The organism is Falsiroseomonas oryzae (genome assembly GCF_027856955.1).
GTDB classification, from domain to species: Bacteria; Pseudomonadota; Alphaproteobacteria; order Acetobacterales; family Acetobacteraceae; genus Falsiroseomonas; species Falsiroseomonas oryzae.
In genome coordinates, this window is record NZ_JAPSMD010000590.1 from 1 (window position 1) to 2,658 (window position 2,658).

At 74.4% G+C, this 2,658-nt stretch carries 4 protein-coding genes; 1 reads left to right on the top strand and 3 read right to left on the bottom strand.

Features of this window, described 5'->3' with window-relative positions:
* Positions 1-690, bottom strand: a 690-nt coding sequence (locus OZN99_RS29275) for a DUF2125 domain-containing protein (RefSeq protein ID WP_270938742.1), incomplete at its 3' end; no start/stop codon positions are given.
* A 34-nt stretch (positions 691-724) separates the two neighbouring features.
* On the opposite strand from OZN99_RS29275, the gene OZN99_RS29280 reads away from it, so the two are divergent.
* Positions 725-1,330, top strand: coding sequence for a gamma-glutamylcyclotransferase (locus OZN99_RS29280; protein ID WP_270938743.1), 606 nt, complete (start codon positions 725-727; stop codon positions 1,328-1,330).
* 214 nt (positions 1,331-1,544) lie between these two features.
* Here OZN99_RS29280 and OZN99_RS29285 read toward each other — a convergent pair whose 3' ends face one another.
* Positions 1,545-2,285, bottom strand: coding sequence for a lysophospholipid acyltransferase family protein (locus OZN99_RS29285; protein WP_270938744.1), 741 nt, complete (start codon positions 2,283-2,285; stop codon positions 1,545-1,547).
* The coding region (locus OZN99_RS29290) for an ElyC/SanA/YdcF family protein (RefSeq protein WP_270938745.1) at positions 2,282-2,658 on the bottom strand (377 nt) is incomplete at its 5' end. The genes OZN99_RS29285 and OZN99_RS29290, both read right to left, overlap by 4 nt.

Sequence of the window (2,658 nt, forward strand, 5' to 3'; positions counted from 1 at the left end):
CTCGCGCCCCGGCGGAAGCGGGCCGCTGACGGCCAGGTCGGCGGACAGTGCCTCGATCCGCCGGCCGAAGGCCGGGCCGGCGACGGGCGCCACGGGCAGTTCCACGCCCTCGGCGGCCAGCGTCAGCTCGAGCGCGGCCTCGGCTTCGGTTGCCGAGGCGCTGCCCTGCGCCGTCAGGCGCGCGCTCCGCACCTCCAGCGTGCCGACCGGCGTGCCGATGCGCAGCCGCTCGGCCGTGACCTCCGCCTCGCTGGGCGGCGTGCCGGATTCGAGCGGCAGCACGGCGACGAGCGTGTCGGCGGTGAAGGGGAACTCCATTCCCCCCAGGCGCAGCCGCTGCTGGCCGGGGAAGTGCACGGCCAGGCGGTCCAGCCAGGGCAGGCTCACGCGCAGCACCACGCGCTCCGCCGCCAGCGCCAGGCCGCCGGGCAGCGTCGCCGCCGCGCCGTCCAGCCGCACGCGATCGACGGTGAGCGTGGCGGCGAGCGGCCAGCCGCCGTGCACGGCCGCGCCATGCTCCACCCGCCAGCCCTGCGCCCGCCGGATCTGCACCCAGGCCTGCCAGCCGGCGTCCAGCTGCGAGGCCATGTGGCGCCACAGCACCGCATGCCCGGCGCCGAGCGCGACCAGGCAGAGCAGCGCCAGCAGCAGCAGGCGCCGCTTCGCGCGGGGAGGGGGCTTCCGGTCCATCTGGCCCAGCCCTATAGCCCGCCCGGCCCCTCCCGTGCACACGCCCGCCCATCACCGATCGCAGCCCGGCGACCCGCCGCTGGCCCCTTGCGGGCACATGTGGGTGTTCGCCTATGGCTCGCTGATCTGGCGCCCCGGCTTCGCCCATGCCGGCCGGCACCGCGCTCTGCTGCGCGGCTACCATCGCAGCTTCTGCCTGTGGTCGCACCGCTACCGCGGCACGCCGGAGCGGCCGGGGCTCGTGCTGGGCCTGGACCGCGGCGGCGCCTGCCACGGCGTCGCCTTCCGCGTGCCCGGCGCGCATGCGGCCGAGGTGCTGCGCTACCTTGACGAGCGCGAGCTGCCGGATGGGTCGGAGGTAGTCTACCACCGCCGCGTGGTCCCGGTGCGCCTGCTCGACCACTCCGCCAGCGTCGTCCCGGCGGTAACCTACGTGGTCAACCGGGGCTGCCGGAACTACGTGCCGCGGCTGCCGGCGGAGCGCGCCGCGGCGGTGATCGCGGAAGGCGTCGGCCAGATGGGGGCGAACCGCGACTACCTGCTGAACACGCTCAGCCACCTGCTCGAGCTCGGCGTGCGCGACGCCCGGCTGGAGCGCCTGGCGGCGCTGCTGCCCGGCCCGGCCCGTGGCGCGGCCTGATCCATCCACATCCCGCTGCCTGAGACAAAACGCAACACGAGAGCCGTGGCTGCCATTCGGCTGCTCGCCTTGGGTCAGACGTTAATTTCCAACCGATTCAAAGTCTTGTCGGATCGTCTAACGAACGGATTGCGGCTTTGGTGCCCCGTCGCGACGCAGCATTGGTCCACATTGTAAGGATTTGTTCCCCGAGCTTCGGCCGGGACCGGAGGCGTTAACCCACAGCCTTATCCACAGGCACGTCGTCCTCCTCGGCGAGCAACCGGTCGCTCTCCGTTTCGATCGCCTCCTCCAGCGCACCCAGCAGCCGCGCGCGCGGCAGGCCCGGCGGCAGCGCCGGCAGCACGGAGATGCGGATCACCCCGGCCCGCTTGCGGAAGGCCCGGCGGCCCCAGACCCGGCCGCTGTCGGTCGCCACCGGGATCACCGGCGCATCGGTCGCCCCGGCGATGGCGACCACCCCGGGCTGGTAGGGCACGCGGCTTCCGGGCGCGGTCCGCGTGCCTTCCGGGAAGATCACGACCTGCCGCCCTTCCTCCAGCGCGGCCTTCGCGGCGCGCAGCATGGCACGCAGCGCCGCGCCGCCGCCGTCCCGGTCCACCGGGATCATCCCGGCCTTGCGCGCGTGCCAGCCATAGAGCGGGATGGACAGCAGCTCCTGCTTCAGCACGTAGGCCGCATCCGGCAGCAGGGCGAGCCAGACGATGGTGTCGAAGGCCGACTGGTGCTTCGCGGCCAGCACCACCGCGCCGGGCGGGATGTGCTCCATGCCGCGCAACTCCACCCGCACGCCGCAGGTCAGCCGCAGCCAGCCCACGACCAGCCGCGCCCACAGCCGCAGCACGCCGCGCACCCAGCGCGGCGGCGCGGCCAGCAGCGGCAGGGCGACCAGCCCGAGCAGCACGGTGAGCCCGAAGAAGCCGATGTTGAACAGCAGGGACCGAAGCACGGTCATCTTCGCGACGTCTCCCTCGCCGGCATCAGGGCGGTGAGGCCCAGGAAGGCCAGCCCGTACTTCACGTACTCGCCGCCCAGCAGCCGCGCGGCGCGCGTCCACGGCAGATCGCCCGTCCGCAGCGCGGCCGGGCCGACGGGATGGGCGACCAGTTCCACCGCCGGCATCGCCCGACCGAACTCGAGCAGCGCGCGCGGCATGTGGTAGCCCGCCGTCACCACCCGCAGAGAGCGCAGGCCGTTGGCGCGCGCCCAGGCGGCCGTCTCGGCCGCGTTGCCGATGGTGGTGGCGGCCGCATGGCCGAGCGTGACGCGCCCGGCCAGCGCCGAGGGGTCGCGCCCATGCGCGCGCGCCAGCTCCGCCAGCGTCGCCT

Excerpts from the sequence above, each read along its gene's own strand:
- OZN99_RS29285 (WP_270938744.1), bottom strand. The coding sequence starts at position 2,285 with ATGACCGTGCTTCGGTCCCTGCTGTTCAACATCGGCTTCTTCGGGCTC.